Origin of the sequence: Mycobacterium gallinarum (assembly GCF_010726765.1) — a bacterium.
GTDB lineage: Bacteria > Actinomycetota > Actinomycetes > Mycobacteriales > Mycobacteriaceae > Mycobacterium > Mycobacterium gallinarum.
In genome coordinates this window covers 2,611,207-2,627,618 of record NZ_AP022601.1, presented here as the reverse complement: position 1 = coordinate 2,627,618, position 16,412 = coordinate 2,611,207, and the positions used below count along the sequence as shown (strand labels likewise).

Annotated in this window: 17 protein-coding genes; 7 read left to right on the top strand and 10 right to left on the bottom strand. The window is 65.8% G+C overall.

Going from position 1 to position 16,412, the window contains the following annotated elements:
• Positions 1-35 precede the first annotated feature (35 nt).
• From G6N42_RS12710 to G6N42_RS12685, 6 genes are all read right to left on the bottom strand, one after another.
• Positions 36-827, bottom strand: coding sequence for an NAD(P)-dependent oxidoreductase (locus G6N42_RS12710; RefSeq protein ID WP_163729914.1), 792 nt, complete (start codon positions 825-827; stop codon positions 36-38).
• A complete protein-coding gene (locus tag G6N42_RS12705) occupies positions 824-1,642 on the bottom strand; it encodes an NAD(P)-dependent oxidoreductase (RefSeq protein ID WP_163729913.1) in 819 nt (272 codons plus the stop codon). Before G6N42_RS12705 ends, G6N42_RS12710 begins: the two co-directional genes overlap by 4 nt.
• Entirely contained in the window at positions 1,642-2,487 is an 846-nt protein-coding gene (locus G6N42_RS12700) for an alpha/beta hydrolase (protein ID WP_163737412.1), read from the bottom strand. Before G6N42_RS12700 ends, G6N42_RS12705 begins: the two co-directional genes overlap by 1 nt.
• Positions 2,488-2,558: 71 nt before the next feature.
• A complete protein-coding gene (locus tag G6N42_RS12695) occupies positions 2,559-4,202 on the bottom strand; it encodes a thiolase C-terminal domain-containing protein (RefSeq protein WP_163729912.1) in 1,644 nt (547 codons plus the stop codon).
• The gene (locus G6N42_RS12690) at positions 4,199-4,498 is read right to left on the bottom strand and encodes a ferredoxin (protein ID WP_232076560.1); all 300 of its coding nucleotides are present in this window, start codon (positions 4,496-4,498) and stop codon (positions 4,199-4,201) included. The genes G6N42_RS12695 and G6N42_RS12690 overlap by 4 nt, the downstream gene beginning before the upstream one ends.
• Before the next feature lie 4 nt (positions 4,499-4,502).
• A complete protein-coding gene (locus tag G6N42_RS12685) occupies positions 4,503-5,804 on the bottom strand; it encodes an NADH-ubiquinone oxidoreductase-F iron-sulfur binding region domain-containing protein (protein ID WP_163729910.1) in 1,302 nt (433 codons plus the stop codon).
• Positions 5,805-5,834: 30 nt separating this feature from the next.
• Here G6N42_RS12685 and G6N42_RS12680 point away from each other — a divergent pair, with 30 nt between their 5' ends.
• Positions 5,835-6,308: a hypothetical protein gene (locus tag G6N42_RS12680; protein WP_163729909.1), complete on the top strand. Its 474-nt coding sequence runs from the start codon at positions 5,835-5,837 to the stop codon at positions 6,306-6,308.
• A gap of 5 nt (positions 6,309-6,313) precedes the next feature.
• Here the strand turns inward: G6N42_RS12680 and G6N42_RS12675 are convergent, their stop codons facing one another.
• From G6N42_RS12675 to G6N42_RS12660, 4 genes are read right to left on the bottom strand one after another with little or no spacing between them, the layout of a single operon-like run.
• Positions 6,314-7,222, bottom strand: coding sequence for an alpha/beta fold hydrolase (locus tag G6N42_RS12675; protein ID WP_163729908.1), 909 nt, complete (start codon positions 7,220-7,222; stop codon positions 6,314-6,316).
• A complete protein-coding gene (locus G6N42_RS12670; RefSeq protein ID WP_083125722.1) occupies positions 7,219-7,608 on the bottom strand; it encodes a Rieske (2Fe-2S) protein in 390 nt (129 codons plus the stop codon). The genes G6N42_RS12675 and G6N42_RS12670 overlap by 4 nt, the downstream gene beginning before the upstream one ends.
• Before the next feature lies 1 nt (position 7,609).
• The gene (locus tag G6N42_RS12665) at positions 7,610-8,752 is read right to left on the bottom strand and encodes an amidohydrolase family protein (RefSeq protein ID WP_163729907.1); all 1,143 of its coding nucleotides are present in this window, start codon (positions 8,750-8,752) and stop codon (positions 7,610-7,612) included.
• A gap of 27 nt (positions 8,753-8,779) precedes the next feature.
• Positions 8,780-9,874 (bottom strand): amidohydrolase family protein, encoded by a 1,095-nt coding sequence (locus tag G6N42_RS12660; protein WP_163729906.1) that lies wholly within the window; start codon positions 9,872-9,874, stop codon positions 8,780-8,782.
• A 286-nt stretch (positions 9,875-10,160) separates the two neighbouring features.
• Between G6N42_RS12660 and G6N42_RS12655 the strand changes: the two genes are divergently transcribed.
• Genes G6N42_RS12655 through G6N42_RS12630 form a run of 6 tightly spaced genes read left to right on the top strand, consistent with a single transcriptional unit; the run spans position 10,161 to position 16,375 of the window.
• Positions 10,161-11,153: an acyl-CoA dehydrogenase family protein gene (locus G6N42_RS12655; RefSeq protein ID WP_163729905.1), complete on the top strand. Its 993-nt coding sequence runs from the start codon at positions 10,161-10,163 to the stop codon at positions 11,151-11,153.
• Positions 11,153-12,340, top strand: a complete 1,188-nt coding sequence (locus G6N42_RS12650; protein WP_163729904.1) for an acyl-CoA dehydrogenase family protein — start codon at positions 11,153-11,155, stop codon at positions 12,338-12,340. The genes G6N42_RS12655 and G6N42_RS12650 overlap by 1 nt, the downstream gene beginning before the upstream one ends.
• A 3-nt stretch (positions 12,341-12,343) precedes the next feature.
• Positions 12,344-13,141: an enoyl-CoA hydratase/isomerase family protein gene (locus G6N42_RS12645; RefSeq protein ID WP_434059579.1), complete on the top strand. Its 798-nt coding sequence runs from the start codon at positions 12,344-12,346 to the stop codon at positions 13,139-13,141.
• 28 nt (positions 13,142-13,169) lie between these two features.
• Complete coding sequence (locus G6N42_RS12640; protein ID WP_163729903.1) at positions 13,170-14,465, top strand: acyl-CoA dehydrogenase family protein; 1,296 nt, start codon at positions 13,170-13,172, stop codon at positions 14,463-14,465.
• 9 nt (positions 14,466-14,474) lie between these two features.
• Positions 14,475-15,251, top strand: a complete 777-nt coding sequence (locus G6N42_RS12635) for an SDR family NAD(P)-dependent oxidoreductase (RefSeq protein ID WP_163729902.1) — start codon at positions 14,475-14,477, stop codon at positions 15,249-15,251.
• Positions 15,248-16,375, top strand: a complete 1,128-nt coding sequence (locus G6N42_RS12630) for an LLM class flavin-dependent oxidoreductase (protein ID WP_163729901.1) — start codon at positions 15,248-15,250, stop codon at positions 16,373-16,375. The genes G6N42_RS12635 and G6N42_RS12630 overlap by 4 nt, the downstream gene beginning before the upstream one ends.
• The last annotated feature ends 37 nt before the right edge of the window (positions 16,376-16,412 follow it).

Below are 16,412 nucleotides of genomic sequence, written 5' to 3'. Positions count from 1 at the left end.
CAAGAGGCTGCTGAGACAGCGGAATCGCATCTGTTTCATGGTTGAATTCCGGCGTTGATGACGTTGTCGAGGAGCCCGATCGTCTCACCGAGCTCGGCAGCGATCTTGCGCACGACCTCGACGTCCTTTCCGATGAACTCGCGGGTCCGTTCGACGAAGGAGTCCACCGATCCGCCCGCCGCGACAAAACCCGCGACCCGGCTCGACCCGCTGCCGTGCGTGATCGCCTCCAGCAGCTGTGCCTCGTCCACGCCAAGGCGATCGCCCAGCGCGACGGCCTCCCGCAACAACCCGATCTGGGCGGCGAACAACGCGTTGTTGGTCAACTTGACGGCCTGGCCCGCGCCCAGCGGACCGACGTGCAGAATCGGGTCGCTATAGGCGGCGAGTACCGGCCGGACGCGCGCGACCGCATCAGTGGGACCACCGACGAAAATCGTCAGCCCGCCGCCGGCGATGTTGTGCGGGCCGCCGCTGACGGGGGCGTCCAGCACGTCGACGCTGGGGGAGTGTGCCGCGATCGTCTGCACGGTGCGCGGACTTCCGGTCGTGTGCACGACGAGGGCGGAGCCGGGCGACATCGCCGAGAGCACGCCGGGCGAGCACACCTGCACAACCTGCTCGTCGGTGAAGACGCAGACGATGAGAACGTCTGCGTCCCTGGCGATGTCGTGGAGACCCGCGACCGCCTGTGCGCCGAGCGCAGTGACCTCCTGGCGCTTTTCGTCCGTCCTACCGAGTGCGCGGACGTGATGGCCGGATTCGACGAGACGGGACACCATCGGGCCGCCCATGCGACCCGCCCCAACGAATCCGACGCAAGTCACCGCGGATGGTCCATCGATTCCAGGGCGGTGTCCGCCGCGGTGAACACCGAGCCTTCGGGCGCTGACGCGGCGGCGGCGATGCTGGCTGCGTGACGAACGTCCTTCTGCAACAACGCGCCCGCGATCGGCGCGAGGCCTTCGACGGTCCCGCCGAAGATCGCGATGCTTCCCAGCGCCTTGCTGGTCGCCGATCCCCCGTTGAGCACCTCGGCCAGCCGAACCCGCGGGATGCCGAGGGACTCGCCCAGGTCGAGTGTGCTCAGCGCGCTGCCCAGGTTCGCGGTGAACAGCAGGTTGTTGAGGATCTTGGTGACCTGTCCGCTGCCGAGCGGACCGAGATGAACGATCGGATCGGCGTAGGTCGCGAACACCGGGCGGCACCGCTCGGCGACCTCTTCTTCGCCTCCCACCATGACGAGCAGCTTGCCCTCCTCCACGGCGGGGCCTCCGCCGCTCACGGGTGCGTCGATCACCGAAACACCCTGAGCGGCAGCCTTCTCCGCGATCTCCCGGCACGTGTCGGGGTGCACGGTGCTGTGGATCGCCACCACGCCGCCGGAGGCCAGACCTGCCAGCACGCCGCTGTCGCCATAGAGCACTTCCCGTACGTCGTCGTCGCCGACCACACATAGGCAGACCAGGTCACTCGCCGCTGCCAACTCAGCGGGTGAACCCGCGGTCTTCGCGCCGGTGTCGGCATAGGGATCGAGGCTGGCCGCCCGACGCGCCCACAGCGTCGTCTCGAACCCGCCTTCGACGATCCGTCGTGCCATGGGACCGCCCTGACTGCCCAACCCGATGAATCCGACGCGCATCAACCCGCCTCCATAGCTTCCGATGTGCTCTGCTGCGCGACAACGCATTCCTCGGCGAACGACAGCACTGCGCTGTGGTACGCCGCCGCGTTGTGCGATAGGGACATATTGTGTCCGGTGTTCGGTTGCTCGTTGGTCACGAATCGCGGTGATGACGTGAACATGGCGGCGATCTGACCCAGGGCCTCGGCATCCGATCGCCACACGCGCTCGTGTTCGGCGGCGCTGAACTGCACCGGCACCCGAACATGCGGCGCCAGCGCGGGAAAGTCCTGCCGCGGCCAGCTCTTCGTCATGCCCACTTCGTAGAGCGCGCCGGTCGACGAGTTCGTCATGCCGGACAGCACGTCGGGCGGATACAGCTCGGCGGGCTGCCAGAGCACCTCGCGCAGGCCGGTCGGTCGACCGGTCGCCGTCGCCGACTTCATGATCTCGGCCATCGCCGCGTCGTATTGCACACCCGTGCCCGCCAACTCGAGTCCGATGACGCCGGCTTGGTCAGCCCGATCATCTACGGCCAGACGCACCGCCAGCTCACAACCGGCGGAGTGGCCGACGAGAAACAATCCCGCACCGCGCGGGTTGGCGCCGAGTATCTTGTCGATCGCGCCGTAAACGAGCGCAACACGTTGCTCCGGCCGCTCCATGGCGTCAGGGTAGGGCGCAGAGCTTCCGTACCCGGGCCGGTCGAGTGCCACCATGGTGAAGCCGTGGTCGGCTCCCATCCGGAGCAGTGACAGCGACGGGTGCCCCGGGCAATCGAAATACGCTGCGGTGCTGGATCCGCCGTGGAACGCGACCACGACAGCCTTGGGTTCGTCGACCGCCGCGATCAGTCCGGACATGGGCACGCCGTCGACGAAGACGACGCGTGGTCTCGGAGCCGCCCCGGCGGCGACATCAGGCTGCGGATCGCTCACGCGTCGGTCCGCATCAGGATCGCGCCGCTGGGTGTGAGGCCGCCGCTGCTGACCACCGCAACACGGGCGTCTTTGACCTGACGTTCGCCGGCGTCGCCGCGCAACTGGGTGACCGCCTCGTGAATGAGCCCCATGCCGTGTGTGCGGCCGTGGGAGAGCTGACCGCCGTGGGTGTTCAGCGGGATCACACCGTCGCGGGCGATGGCCTTGCCGCCGTCGAGGAAATCCTTCGCCTCGCCGATACCACAGAACCCGAGCGCCTCCAGCCACGACAGACAGTTGAACGAGAAACCGTCGTAGAGTTCGGCGACGTCGACGTCCTTGGGCCGCAGTGACGTTCGCGTCCACAGGTGCGCGGACTGACCCAGGACCTGTGGTTCGTGAGTCATCGTGGTCTGATCCCAGTCGGTGCGTTCGACGATCTGGGTACCGACCGCTTCGAACAGCACCGGCTTGCGCGGCATGTCCTTGGCGGCGTCGACCGCCGACACGATCACCGCGACGGCGCCGTCGCACGGGACGTCGCAGTCGTAGAGCCCGAACGGGGTGGTGATCGGTCGCGCGTTCAGGTAGTCGTCCATGGTCATCGGATCGCGGTAGATCGCCGTCGGGTTCAACGCGGCGTTGGCGCGCTGGTTCAGCGCGATCCAGCCGAGCGTCTCGCGCGTCGTCCCGTAGCGCTGAAAGTGTCGCTGCGCGTTGAGCGCGAGCACATGCGCCGCGGATATGGCGCCGAATGGTGTCTGCCAGCTGGAGGTGCTCAAGCCCGTAGGAGGTGTGGTCTTGCCTTCCTTCATCAGCTGTTGAAAAGTGGCCTCCCACAAGGTGCGGAAGCACAGGACGTGCCGGGCCATGCCGGTCGCGATGGCCATCATTGCGGCGATGACCGATCCGCCGGGACCGAACGTGTCCATTCCGCCATTGATCCAAGTGGGCCGCAACCCGAGTGCGCCTTCAAGGGCACTCACTCCGCCTTCTCCCATACCCATCATGTCAAGCCCTGGATACGTGGACAGTCCGTCGATGTCGTCGAACGTCAACCCCGCGTCGGCGACCGCCGCCTCGCACGCGTCTATGGTCAGCGCCAGCGGCGGCACCATCAGGCGCCTACCCAGCTTTGACGCACCAATGCCGGTGATCGCTGACTTCTCCTCGAACTTGTCTCCGGTCAGCGGCGGACTCACGTGCCGCGCGAAATCCGTTGGCGCGATCTCGTCGGTGGGCAGTGGCCCTAACTCCTTGTCCGCAGTGGGGCGAAACAGGGGAAGCCAGACATCTTCGATCTTGTCGAAGGTGACCTCGACCATCTGCCCCAACGTCAGTTCGTCGGGATCGCACTCCACGATGTTGGTGGTCAACCGAACACGCGGATCCTCGACGACGGCAACCTGAGCCACCACATATGGCGGGGGCAGGTCGGGGAAGCCGAATCTGTGGTTGACCGTGAATGCCGAGAGGGTGGCGCGTCCGGAGACATCGCGCACGCCCATGTTGCGGCTGCGACAGTATCGGCACACCGGCTGCGGTGGATGAATCAATGCCTCGCAGTCCTGGCATTCCTGGATGCGAAGGACGCCGTCACCGCCTGCGGTCCAGAAGAACTCGTTCTGAGCATTCAGTTCGGGCAGGGGTCGAGTCACCTGACGAACTCCGAAATAGCCTCGCTGCCGTTGTTTTTCGGGTCCGGCTCGGGTGACTCCTGCACATCGGGGTGCGCCGCTCCGTCGCCTGAAGGCCGGTGCTCACCCATGTATACGATGGCGTGGACCGGGCAATCGAACAGCGCGCGCATCACTGCGTCGCGATCCTTCTCGGCCACAGTGCCATCGCCGATCAGCGATGCGTAGCCCCAGTCGTCGAGCGAGAAGTACCCTGGCGCGTGCTTGGCGCAGATGCCGAACCCGTCGCAGAGAGTCCGATCGAGCCGGATTCGCAAGCCGTCACTCATGTCCCACCGCCTCCACTTCGTACGGCCGTATCTCGTTGAAAGCGCCGGTGCGGCAGGACGGGCACTCGCGGGCGAGGTGGCTGGTGATCAGTTGCGGGTACTGGCGCAGCAGGCTCGCCGCGACGTTCGTGGCGCCGTCGAGGGTGCCGCATGCGCCGCGGCCACGCAGTACCACCGACCAGCGCTCCAGGCGCGTGACGTCCTCCTGGGTCGCCGCTCCGTCGCGCAGTGCCGAAACGACGGCCGCCATTGCCGCCGTGCCGTTGAAGCACGACCCGCATTGGCCGGCGTTCTCCCGATCGAAGTACGACATCACCGACGCCGCGACGGCGACGGGGCAGTCGTCGGTGAGAATCGAGATCGCACCGCAGCCAAGGCCGCTGCCGAGGCGGCGAATCGTCTCATGGTCGAGCGTCGCGCCGAGGATGTCGGTGTTGACCAGGCCGGCGAAATAGCCGCCCATCAACACTCCGCGCACCGAGTCCTTCGGCACACCGTGCAAGGTCAGCAGATCGGAAAACGCGGCGCCATGCGGAATCTCGTACAGCGCTGCGGGCCTGCCGCCGCCCGTGATCGTCGCCAGGAACGTTCCCGGCGACATCGGCGTGCCGACCGCGCGGAAACTCTGTGCGCCGTGCTGGTGGATGTGCGGGAGATTGGCGAGCGTCTCGACATTGCTGACGGTCGTCGGCAAACCTGACACGCCCTCCTCGAACGGCCGGGGTGGTTTGTCGGTCGGCTTTGCGGGCCCGCCGTTGATGCGGCGTACCGCGGCGGTCTCCTCACCCGCAACGTACCCGGGTTCTACGCTGATCACCGCGACGTCGGTCGCACCGAACATCTCGGGATCGAGTTCCGACAGCGCACTGTTCACCGCGACGGCCGACTGTTCGTCGGAGACATACACATACGCGCGGCTCGCGTTGACCATCACGGCGGCCAGGCGCAGACCGTCCAGCACGAGATGCGGCCGGTTGCGCAGCAGCCAGCGGTCTTTCACCGAAGCCGGCTCGCCCTCTTCACCGTTCGCGACGATGACCGTCTGCACGCCGCGGCGCCCGGCGTCGCGCACCGTACGCAGCTTGGTCCCCAGCGGGAAGGCGGCGCCGCCGCGACCGAGCAGACCGGACAGGTCGACCTGCTCCAGCAGTGCGTCCGCGTCCGTCAGCGGCCGGTAGCCGCCGGCCTGCACATACTCGGCAAGCTCCTCGGCTTTCACCTGGGTGGGCCGCAACAGTCGCGGCGTACACCCTGGCCACGTGGCGACGGTGAGTTCGGTTGCGGTGAAGGTCATCGCGTCGCACCTCTGGATAGGCTGACGGGCATGAGGACTGCCGTGGTGCGCGTTGGCGTGGATCTGGCCGGCGAACTCGCGCCCGCAGAGTTAAGCGATGGCATGGCGCGCCTCCGCGAATCGGCCGGCGCAGCGGGCGTCGACGTGGTGGAGAACAATCTCGCCGGCCTTCCGCCGCAACGACGTGAGGTCGAGCTGTTGATCGCTGGCGACGATGCCGCCGAACTCGAACGCATCGCGGTGAGTTTGTGCGCCAAGGCTTTCGGCACGAAACCGGTGCCCGGTGTGCTGACTTTCATCAGCAGGGGCACGGACGACGACGCGCACGGCGTGCTCGCCGGATTGGGGCTCAGCGGCGAAATCGAACGTGTCGCTGGTGACGACGGCTGGGACGTGATCCATGTGACGCTGCGCAAGTCCGACCTCGAGCGGGTGCCCGAGAGTCGCGTCCACACCGCCCTGGAGGCGTCGCTCAACTGCGAAGTGCACATCCGCACTGTCTAGCGCCATCAGTCGTCCAGGAACTGGAGGATTGCGGGCGCGGCCTGCACCCAGGTGTCGAAAAGGCAGAAGTTCTTCCCGCCGCTGGCGGCGAACTTCTCACCGGCACGTTCCCAAGCGTCTTCCGGCCATGGCGGGTCGATCAATGTGGAACCCTTGATCAGGCAGCTCACCTCGAGCGAGGTGCGCTTCGGATGGTCCCAATCGTTCTCGCCGCCACGGATGATCAACGTCGGAATGGTGATGTTGTCGAACATCTCGTCCTCGACGCCGGGGATGGTCTGGCCGGGCTTGGGCACGAAAGCGTTGAGCCAGCGCCGCATCAGCTTGAGGAACTCGTCGACGTCGAGTGCCCGGAACCGCGCCTCGTTGTCCGGGTTCTCGGCGATGCGCTCCTTCCACTCGGCGACGTGGAGCAGGCCCTCGACGCCCATGCCCTTGGCGGCCAGGATGCTGGGCACGACATAGTGTCCGCCGAGCACGAACGAGCCGTAGACCCCGCCGACGATGTTCCACACCACCAGTTTTCGCACGATCTCTGGGTAGAGCATCGTGGTCAGCATGGAGTCGCGTGCCCCGCCGGACCCACCCGCGATGATGCACGGACCGACGTCGAGTCCGGTGATCAACGCGTGCAGAGTCTCGGCGCGCATGTGTGATTCGCTCTTGCCGTAGAACTGCACGTCCGACTTGCCACAGTTCGGCCTGTCCCACAGCAGGACCCGGTAGCCGCCCTCGGCCAGCGCCTCCGCCAACGGCCGCAGCCCCGGGATGTCCTTGCTGAATCGGCCTCCCGGCGTCAGGGCGATGAATTCGCCTTCTTCGCCGAGGATTTCGTAGACGACGCGGCCGCCCTTGTATTCGAAGATCTCTTCGCCGGGCTTGAGCCGCAGGCCGGAGGACTCAGTGGTTGTCATGCCTGCACCATCACATCGTTGCCGACGATCCGGACGGGATAGGTCCGGATACTCCACTCGGGTTTGACCGCGGTCGTGCCTGTCGCCAGTTCAAAACCCCACTGGTGCCACGGGCAGTAGATGAATTCGAGGTCGCGCACCATCACCGCGTCGCCAGGAACGTCGTCGTCGACGATCGTGCGGCCGCGCGGGCGGCCCGAGCACAGCGGACCGCCCTCGTGCGGGCAGTAGTTCGCGATGGCGTAGAACGTGCCGTTGACGTTGTAGACGCCGACGCCGTGCCGGCCGATGGGCACCAGTTTGTGTGTGCCCGGCGGGATCTCGTCGACGGTGGCGACGACGTGTTCGCGCCCTTGCGCGAGCCGGGGCGTCTTCTGCTCGTCCAACTCAGAACACCCGCACCTGGCCCTCGAGGGCCGGAACCGTCTCTGGCAGGTGGTATGTCGCGATGCCGTTGCGGAACATCACCGCCTCGCGGGCGTGCTCGGGCAGGTGCTTGACCAGCCAGCGGGGGTCGTCGAACGTCCAGTGCGGATAGTCGCTGCTGAACAGCAGGATCTTCTCGCACTCCATCCACTCGAACGCCCGGGTCAACTCGGTCTTGTCCTCGGGGTAGTCCAGCGGCTGGGTGGTGAACTTGATGTGGTCCTTGACGTACTCCGACGGCTTGCGCTTGATGTCCAGCCACGACTTGCGGGCTTCGTAGATCGCGTCCATCCGCCACATCAGCGGCAGGATCCACGTGAATGCGTGCTCCACCAATACGATTCGCAGTGTCGGGAACCGGTCGAAGAGGCCGTCGAAGACCATGCTCATCACCTGGTTCGCGGCCAGCAGCGAGTAGGTGACCATGAAATCGTGGTTGTAGCTGGGGAACCCGACCGGCGGGATCGGCAGTTCCTCGTGGTGGCTGCGCGACAGGTGGCAGCTCACGGTGATGTCGTGTTTGGTGGCGGCTTCCCAGATCGGGTTGTACTTGGGGTCACCCCACGCCGGACGGGGTTCGGCCTTGATCAGGATCTGTCCCATGTAGGGGTGGCCGGCCCAGCGCTCGATCTCGCGAGCGGAGTCCTCCGGCGCTTCGATCGCCGCGCAGATCGAACCCCTCCAGCGCTCGTGCCAGTTGTTGTGACTGTCCAGCCAGTGGTTGTCCTGCCAGTCGTTCAGGGCACAGCTCATCGCGTGGTTCACCTCGGGGAAGCGCGCCGGGTAGGCGGCCGGCTCGAGGATGGCGATGTCGGCGCCGGCCTCCATGATCAACTGCTTGAACGCCAGATCGGGGTCGCTGCCCGCGAAGTTGCCGTCCGACGGAAACGTGTCCACCCGCATCGCATACGCGTGTGCGTAATCAGGCGCGTCGTAGTAGATCTGGTCCCCGACCCGGCGCGTCAGGAAGTACTTGCTGCGCCACGGCTCGGGGATGTACTGCGTCAGCTCGCCGGCCCTCGGCGTCGGATGCACGTCGGAGTCGACGCAGCGAACCGCGATGCGCTCGGCCGCGGGCTTTCGCTCGTTCACTGTGACCGTCATAGTGGCCTCCCTTAACGAAGTCTTCTCTTACTGTGCGCTGACGCCGGCCCCGACGTCTATGCCGTAGAGCTCCGCGGCATTTCGCCAGCAGAGCTTGTCGCGTTGTTCCGCCGAGTACGAACTGGGCACCCTCAGCTCGTTGAGCTGCCAATGCGGGTAGCTCGACCCGTACATCACCATGTCGTCCTTGCCGGTGAAGTCGAGCCATTCACCGGCGAATTCGACGTCGCCGGGCCCGTCCATCGCGCCCTGGATGAAGTAGGTGTGGCCGGGCAGGTAATCGCTGGGCATCTTCGGCGCCCACGGAGTCTGCTCGAGGTGGGGGCGACCGAAGCAGTCCATCCGCCACATGAACGGCGTCAGCAGGTCACCGGCCCCGTCGGCCCAAACGAACTTCAGCGTGGGCATCTTCTCGAACACCCCTTCGACGATCAGGTTCATGAGGTGATACAGAAAGTTCAGCGCCATGAAGCTGACGTAGTGCTCGTAGGTCCTCGGAACTCCATTCGGTGTCGGCGCGTACTGCACGCCCGCTCCGACCTCGATGTGCACCGCGACTGGAAGATTCGCCGCCGCGGCCGCTTCCCACAACGGCCAGTACTGAGGTTTGCCGTAGAGCTCTCGCGACTGCAGCGGGACGCCGATCTGTACGACGCGTGGGTGGTCGGCGTATTTCGCGATGTCGCGCAGCGCTCCGGTGACGTCGTCGGGATTGACCCGGATGGTGCCGCGGAACCGGTCGGCGTAGGAATTGTCCTCGAGCCAGCGCGACACCATGAGCTCGTTGTGCGCCGCCGCGATCGCGGTGCCGAGATGGCGGTCGGGCATGATCCCCCGCGTCATCGGGTGCAGGATCGCGATGTCGACGCCGCGTTCTTCGAAGAGCTGCCGGCCGACGAACTCGGGGTCCGATCCGGGATAGCGGCGTTCACCTTCGGTGTCGGGGGCGTACTCGCCGCCGGGGGCGCCGTACCAGTCCATTTCGTAGTCCGGGAATCCGCGGCTCTTGAACGGCTCGCGCATGAAGCCGCGCAGGTCCTTGTTCGACTTGCTGAAGATGTGCACGCTGGCATCGATCACGGGTGTCTTACCGAGCTGGCTCTCCTCGGGAAGTGTGTTCACTCAAGGCCTCCGATGTCCATCCGGGTGGCCGGAGCGCACGAGGGGCTGTGACATGCGCCGGCACCGGACATAAAGCCATAGTAAAGGCTTGTTCTTCAAAGGCAAGAATCTTGTTCTCCAGCAGAACGCTTACTTCTTCGCAGGTCAGGGTGTGCGCTGGTCAGTCGCTTGGCGCCCGGGCCGTGAAACGAGGTAGTCGAATCCAGAGAACGGTTACAGCATCTAACGAGAATGTTATTCTCGTGCCAACCCACGACGTAGTGACGAGGTCCTCGGGAGGCCACACGTGTTACTGGAATTCGACGCCGATCAGCGGCTGTGGCAGGAGACCGTGCGGGACGCGGTCACCAAGGCTTGCCCGGCGTCCCTCGTTCGCGGAATCGCCGAGAACGGCGAAGACCCCATGCCGCTGTGGAAGACCTACGTCGACGCGGGCTGGACCGAGCTCAACGATCCGGAGAACGCCGTCGAACTCGCGATCGTGGCCGAGGAATTGGGCCGCGCCACCGATCCGACCCCGTTCCTGGCGACATTGACCCAGTTCGCGCCCCTCGCCGGTGACCGGTTCGATCCGCAGCTGGCCGGCACGGCCGTGTACAGCGGGGTGACCGCTCATCGCGACGCCCAGGGCTGGGTCCTGAATGGAACGGCGCATCACGTACTCGACGGTGACCGCGCCGAGAAGCTCGCAGTGGTCACCGGGGCCGGGGTCTTCGTCGTCGACGCCGGCGAGGCCGCCACCCGGCGCAGCGACGTCTTCGATCCGGTGCTGCACGTAGCGGAGGTCACCTTCGCCGGTACGCACGTGCCCGACACCGACCGCGTCCCCGTCGACACCGAAAAGGCCCGGCACGTGGCCCTCACCGGCATGGCCATCACGACGGTCGGCGCCTGCCAACGCATCCTCGATCTGGTGCTCGAGCACGTGAAGCAGCGTCAGCAGTTCGGTGTGGCGATCGGAACCTTTCAGGCCGTGCAGCACAAGGCTGTCGACATGCACGTCGCGACCGAGCGTGCCCGCGCGCTGTCCTACTTCGCCGCCTTGACCATCGCAGCCGACGACCCTCGACGCCGGCTTGCGGCGGCGATGGCCAAGGCATCGGCGGGGGAGGCTCAGGCATTGGTGTTTCGCCACGGCCTGCAGCTGTTCGGCGCCATGGGATTCACGTGGGAGAACGACCTGCAGTTCGCGCTGAAGCGAGCCAAGGCCGGTGAACTACTGCTGGGCGGGGCGGCGGAGCATCGTGCGGTGATCGCCGCGGAATACAGGATTTCCTAATGCAATTGACCTTCGATTCCGATGTCGAGGAGTTCCGCGCCGAGTTCGCGGCGTTCCTCGACGAGCACCTGCCCTCGGAGAGCGAGACCCAGGAGCGACCGAAGTCGGTGTCGCACATGCCCCAATGGGCGCGTGACTGGCAGCGGCTGTTGTTCGACAACGGCTGGTTGCTGCCCTCCCAGCCACCAGAGTTCGGTGGCCGCAATGCAACGGTGTTGCAGCAGTTCGTGCACCTCGACGAACTGTGCCGACGGCGCATTTACCACAGCTTCAACCCGCAGGGCGTGAACATCGTTGCGGCGTCGTTGATCTCCTTCGGTTCCGACGAGCAGAAGCACCGTTGGGCGGTGCCCGTGTTGCGCGGCGAGATGACCGCATCCCTCGGCATGAGCGAGCCGAGCGCGGGGTCCGATCTGGCGTCGCTGCGCACCCGAGCTGAGTTTTTCTCTGATGCCGACGAGCCCTACTTCGTGGTCAACGGTCAGAAGGTGTGGACGTCCGGCGCACACGACGCCGACTTCCTGTTGACGTTCGTGCGCACCGATCCCGATGCCCCCAAACACAAGGGCATCAGCGTGCTGATCATCCCGACCGACACTCCCGGTGTGGTGTGCCGGCCCTTCGCCGACATGTGCGGTGAGGACAATCTCGACTTCAACGAGGTGTTCTTCACCGACGTTAAGGTGCCGGCCGAGAACCTCGTCGGCCCGTTGAACGGCGGCTGGTCGGTCGCCAACGGCTCTCTCGGCCACGAACGCACCATGATGTGGCTCGGCTTCGCAGACCGGATCGACAACATGATCGCCGATTTCCGGCCGCGCACCGAGCTGGAGCGCGACCAGTACGCGACGACGATCATGGACTATCAAGCGCTGCGTGCCATGGGTTCGGCGGCGCTGGCCCGCGCCGCGCGCGGCGAGATGGACACCGCGTCGGTGTCGGTGCTGAAACTCTTCGGTTCTGAAGCCGAACGTCAGGCGTTCGAGAACGCGTTGACCGCCGCGGGAGCCGAGGGCCTCACCCACCCGTCGACCACGGGTCCTTACGAACACATGAACCTGGACCACTACTTCGTCAGCTGGTTCGAGCGCTACGCGCGCAGCTTCGGCGGCACCATCGCAGGCGGCACGTCCGAGATCCAGCGCAACATCATCGCGCAGCAGGTGCTCGGTCTGCCGCGGCGCTGATAAGTGACCGAGTCCGCTCCCACCCGAACCCACCCGGCGACGCTGCTCATCGACCGGCCCCACGTCGGCGTTGTTCTGCTGCAACTCAATCGGCCCAAACAGCTCAACGCGATCAACGAGGCGATGCGCGACGAGTTGATCGCGACGCTCGCCACCATTGGCTCCGACGTATCGGTCCATGCCGTCGTGATCACCGGACAGGGGCGCGGATTCTGTTCGGGGATCGACGTCCGCAACTTCTCGCCGAAGGCACTGGAGGCCTCGGATCCCGCGATCGAACGGTTGCGGTTCCAGGAAGCGATGGCCGCTCTGCCACAGGCGATCCGGAATCTGCCCCAGCCCGTCATCGCCGCGGTGAACGGCCCGTGCGTGGGCGCGGGCTTCGCGCTGTGCCTGTCGTCTGACATCCGGATCTGCTCGACATCCGCGACGTTCGGCAACGGTGCGATCCTGCTCGGGTTGTCCGGTGCCGAAATGGGCATGAGCTACCACCTGCCCCGGATCGTCGGCACCAGCGTCGCCGCCGACTGGATGATGACCGGCCGCACGGTGACGGCGGCCGAAGCCGACCGTCGCGGCCTGGTCAGCCAGGTGCTCGAGCCGGACGAACTGATGCCGCAGGCACTCGAAATCGCCCGCGCCGTTGCGGAACTCCCGCCCTTCGGCACGCAGCTGACGAAACGCGCGCTGCAGGTGAACACCGACGCGACGTGTTTCGGCGCGGCACTGGAGCTCGAGAATCGCAACCAGGTGCTCAGCCACGCCACGGACGAAGCCGAGGCGCGGCGGCGACCGAAGTGATCGCGGTACGGAAAGGCGGTACTCGATAGTGGCGTGGGACTTCTCCACCGATCCCGAATGGACGGAGCAGCTGGCCTGGGTAGAGCAGTTCGTCCGCGAGGAATGCGAGCCCATCGACTACGTGGTCAAGGAGTCGCACGACCTCAATGACCCCGTGCGCCAGGCGCTGGTCCCGCCACTGCAGGACATCGTCAAAGAGCGTGGGCTGTGGGCCACCCACCTCGGCCCGCATCTCGGCGGACCCGGCTACGGACAGGTGAAACTCGCGCTGCTCAACGAGATTCTCGGGCGATCGGAATGCGCACCGATAGTGTTCGGATCCCAGGCACCCGACTCCGGCAACAGTGAGATCCTCGCGCACTACGGCACACCGGAACTCAAGGAACGGTATCTCGAGCCGCTGCTGGACAACCGGATCGTGTCGTGCTTCTCGATGACCGAACCGCAGGGCGGCGCCGATCCCAAGGTATTCACCACCATGGCAGTGCAAGACGGCGATCATTGGGTGATCAATGGTGAGAAGTGGTACTCCTCGTTCGCGTCGATGGCGTCCTTCATCATCGTGATGGCGATGACCGATCCCGACGCGCCGCCCTACCAACGCTATTCGATGTTCGTCGTGCCCGGAGACACGCCGGGCATCAACGTGCTGCGCGACGTCGGCCTCGGCTACCAGCCGCCAGGCGGCGGACGCGAAGGCTACGTGCGGTACGAGAACGTCCGGGTACCCGCCGACCACATGCTCGGTCCTCGCGGTGGTGCGTTCGTGGTGGCGCAGACCAGGCTGGGCGGCGGTCGCATCCACCACGCCATGCGCACAGTCGGACTAGTGCGGCGGATCTTCGACATGCTGACCGAGCGGGCCGTCTCGCGTTACACGCAGGGAGAGCTGCTCGCCAACAAGCAGATGGTGCAGGAGATGATCGCCGACTCCTGGATGGAAATCGAGGCCTACCGCCTGCTGACCCTCCAAACCGCCTGGAAGATCGACAAATACAACGACTACAAGGCGGTACGCGGCGATATCTCGGCGGTGAAGGCGATGATGCAGAAGGTGCTGCATGACGTCTCGGCGCGCGCCCTTCAACTGCACGGATCGCTGGGCACCTCGCATGAGATGCCGTTCGTGCAGTACATGACGGAATCGTTCGTGCTCGGGCTGGCCGACGGGCCGACCGAGGTGCACAAGGTGACACTGGCGCGGCTGTTACTCAAGGACGTCAAGCCTGCACCGGACGCATTCCCGTCCGAGCACCTGCTGCGGCTGCGGGAAGCCGCTGAGGCGAAGTTCGCCGACAAGCTCGCAGGCATTGCGCGTACCTAGGAGGGCACGATGACGTGTGACGGCAAGGTGGCCCTGGTCACCGGCACCAGCCGCGGGTTGGGCAAGGCCATCGCGAAGCGTCTGGCGGCAGAGGGGGTCACCGTCGCCCTCACCGCGCGCACCGCCGAACCCGACCCGAAATATCAAGGTTCCCTCAGCCAGACGCTGGCGGAAATCGAACAATCGGGCGGATCGGCGATCACCGTCGCCGCCGACCTCGCCAAACCCGAAGACCGCGAACGGATGTTCAGCGAAGTCGTGGAGAAGGTCGGCGCACCCGACATTCTCGTCAACAACGCGGCCGTCACATTCCTGCGGCCACTAGACGAATTCCCCGACCGTCGCGTCCGTCTGATGATGGAGATGCACGTGCTGGCCCCGCTGCACCTCACCCAAATGGCGATCCCCGCAATGCGCGAGCGTAAGCGGGGGTGGGTCCTGAACGTGACCTCCGTCGGCGGCGATCTGCCTGACGGACCGCCGTTCTCCGCGTTCGATCGCGAGGCGGGTTTCGGCATCTACGGCACAGCGAAGGCCGCGCTCAACCGGTTGACGAAAAGCCTTGCGGCCGAGCTGTACGACGACGGCATCGCCGTGAACGCCGCAGCACCGTCCAACCCCGTCGCCACCGAAGGTGCGGGTGCACTCGACCTCGCCAAGACCGACACCGAAGACATCGAGCTCATCACGCAGACGGCGTTCGTGTTGTGCACGGGCGATCCGAAAACGCTGACCGGCCGTATCGCTCACACGCAACCGTTCCTGCGTGAGGTCGGCTGGCTGTGAAGGTCCAGCCCGCTGCGTACCTGCGGACCACACTTCCGCTGGACCTCTCGGTACTGACGCAGCTCGACAGCGGCCGTTACCACTCGATCTGGCTGCCCGATCACATGGTCAGCTTCTGGCCCGACTCGATCTGGACTCCTGAATTCACCGACCTGGCAACGGTTTCTCCGTCGCCGCACCGCCACCTCGACGCCATGGCGGTGGCCGCGGCGGCGGCAGTGCTGACCGAGAACGTACCGCTGGTCACCAGCGTGATCGATACCGTGCGCCGTCATCCGGCGCTGCTCGCACAGAGCGCGCTCACCATCGACCATCTCGCCGAGGGCCGTTTCGTGCTCGGCCTGGGCAGCGGCGAGACCGAGAACACCGTGCCCTACGGATTCGACTTCACCAAACCGGTCAGCCGATTCGAAGAGGCGCTGCACGTCATTCGGCTGCTCTGGGACAGCGACGGCCCGGTCGATTTCGACGGGCAGTTCTACCACCTACGCCATGCCCGGCTCGACACCGAGCCGTATCAGGGTGCCACCCCGCCGATCTGGATCGGAGCAAGCGGGCCGCGAACCCTGGAGATCGTCGGCCGCTACGCCGACGGGTGGTGGCCCACCGGCGCCTGGGATCCCGACGACTACGCCCAAAAGCTCGCCACCGTAAGGGCTTCGGCGGAGCGGGCCGGCCGCGATCCGATGGCCATCACGCCGTGCTACATCCAGGTCTGCCTGATCGGTCGCGACGCCGCCGCCCTCGCCGAGATTCTCGACGCGCCGCTCGTCAAGGCGTTCCTTCTGCAGGTATCCGCCGAACTCCTGCGCAGCCTCGGCTTCGAACATCCGATGGGGGAGCACTGGCGTGGCTACCAGGACATCGACCCGGCGACACTGACCCGCGAGCGCGTGGTCGAGTTTCTCGACCGGGTCGAGCCCGAATCGATTCTCGCCGTTGTCCCACACGGCACGCCGAAGCAAGTGGCGCAGGAGATCAAAAACTATGTCGACGCGGGCCTTCGCGTGCCCAAGATCCTGGATTATGGCGGTATGGCCGGACTCTCGTACTCCGCCGCGTCCGCGGAGAACGTGCGCGACGTCGAGGACGAACTGATGCGCCTGTGCGGAGACGTCCAGTGAGTGGCGCGCTCGACGCGGTGAACGGTGCCCTGAACGC